Source organism: Streptomyces jumonjinensis (assembly GCF_009600885.1).
In the GTDB taxonomy this organism is placed as follows: domain Bacteria; phylum Actinomycetota; class Actinomycetes; order Streptomycetales; family Streptomycetaceae; genus Streptomyces; species Streptomyces jumonjinensis.
The window spans coordinates 12,902-14,269 of sequence record NZ_VCLA01000202.1 but is presented as its reverse complement, the minus strand read 5'-3'; the positions used below and the strand labels follow the sequence as shown (position 1 = coordinate 14,269).

General features: G+C 68.3%; 1 protein-coding gene and 1 pseudogene. Both read right to left on the bottom strand.

Annotated elements, in window-relative coordinates; genetic code table 11:
* The coding region (locus FF041_RS38595) for a phosphopantetheine-binding protein (RefSeq protein ID WP_323393697.1) at positions 1-959 on the bottom strand (959 nt) is incomplete at its 3' end.
* Between the two features lie 135 nt (positions 960-1,094).
* Positions 1,095-1,352 (bottom strand): annotated as a pseudogene (locus FF041_RS40500) (AMP-binding protein); the annotation flags it as partial.
* Between the last annotated feature and the right edge of the window lie 16 nt (positions 1,353-1,368).

The window sequence follows — 1,368 nt, the reverse complement described above, 5'->3', positions numbered from 1 at the left end:
CGCCACGGCAGATCGACACTCACATCGAACCCACGCGACGCATGCGCCGCCAGAACACCATCGATATCGCGCTCGTCGGTCTCGACGACCACAAGGGGCGGACGCCCGGCAGCCCCCTCAAGGATCTGCTGCCGAGGAGACCCGTCCGTCTCGGGGAAGACAGTACGCAGGCTCTCGTGCCGGTCCGCGAGATCGCCGAGCGCGGCCTCCAGGGCCGCCACGTCCAGGTCCCCGGTCATACGGAGCGCCAAGGGAAGGCTGTAGACCGCGTCGGTACCCGGTTCGGTCTCCTCCAGCCGGTTCAGGAACCACATCCGCTGCTGAGCGAACGACAGCGGCAGAGCCTCGGGACGGGTCCGCCGAGTGAGCGAGGGGCGTACTCCAGCGCTCTCACTGCCGTCAGCGTCGTCGCCGTCCAGCAGTCCCGCGATCGCCTCCACGGTGGGTGCGGTGAAGAGATCGCGGATGCTCACCTCCGTGTCCAGGACGGCCCGGACGCGGGCGATCAGTCGCATGGCGAGCAGCGAGTCACCGCCGAAGTCGAAGAAGGAGACATCGGCGCTCACCGACTCCAGGCCGAGCACTTCGGCGAAGAGTCCGCAGAGCACCTCCTCCACCGGCGTCGCGGGGGCACGGCCACCAGCGGGGCCGGTGAGATCGGGGGCGGGCAGGGCGGCCCGGTCGAGTTTGCCGTTCACGGTGACCGGCAGGGCTTCGAGCAAGACGATCGCGGAGGGGACCATGTAGTCGGGGAGTCGCTCGGCGGCGAAGTCCCGGAGCACCGTCGTATCGACGGCGGCTCCGTCGTGCGGGACGGCGTAGGCGGTGAGGCGTTTATCGCCCGGCCGGTCCTCCCGCACCACCACCGCGACCTGACCCACCCCCTCACACGACGCGAGAACCGCCTCCACCTCACCCGGCTCGATACGGAACCCCCGCACCTTCACCTGCTCATCCACCCGACCCGCGAACACCAACTCACCACCCGCGGACCACCGCCCCAGATCCCCCGTCCGATACATCCGACCACCAACAACAAACGGACACGCCACAAACCGCGACGCCGTCAACCCCGAACGACCCAGATACCCCCGCGCCAAACCCGAACCCACCACATAAACCTCACCCCGAACACCCACCGGCACCGGACGCAGAAACCCATCCAGCACCAACACCCCCGCCCCACCGAACGGACGACCAACCGGAACCGACACCCCCTCCCCCACCGGAGACAACACCCCCGACATCGACGCACACACCGTCACCTCCGTCGGACCATACGCATTCACCAACCCCCGACCACCCCACCACCGATCCACCAACCACGACGGACACACCTCACCCGCCACCACCAACCACTCCACACAC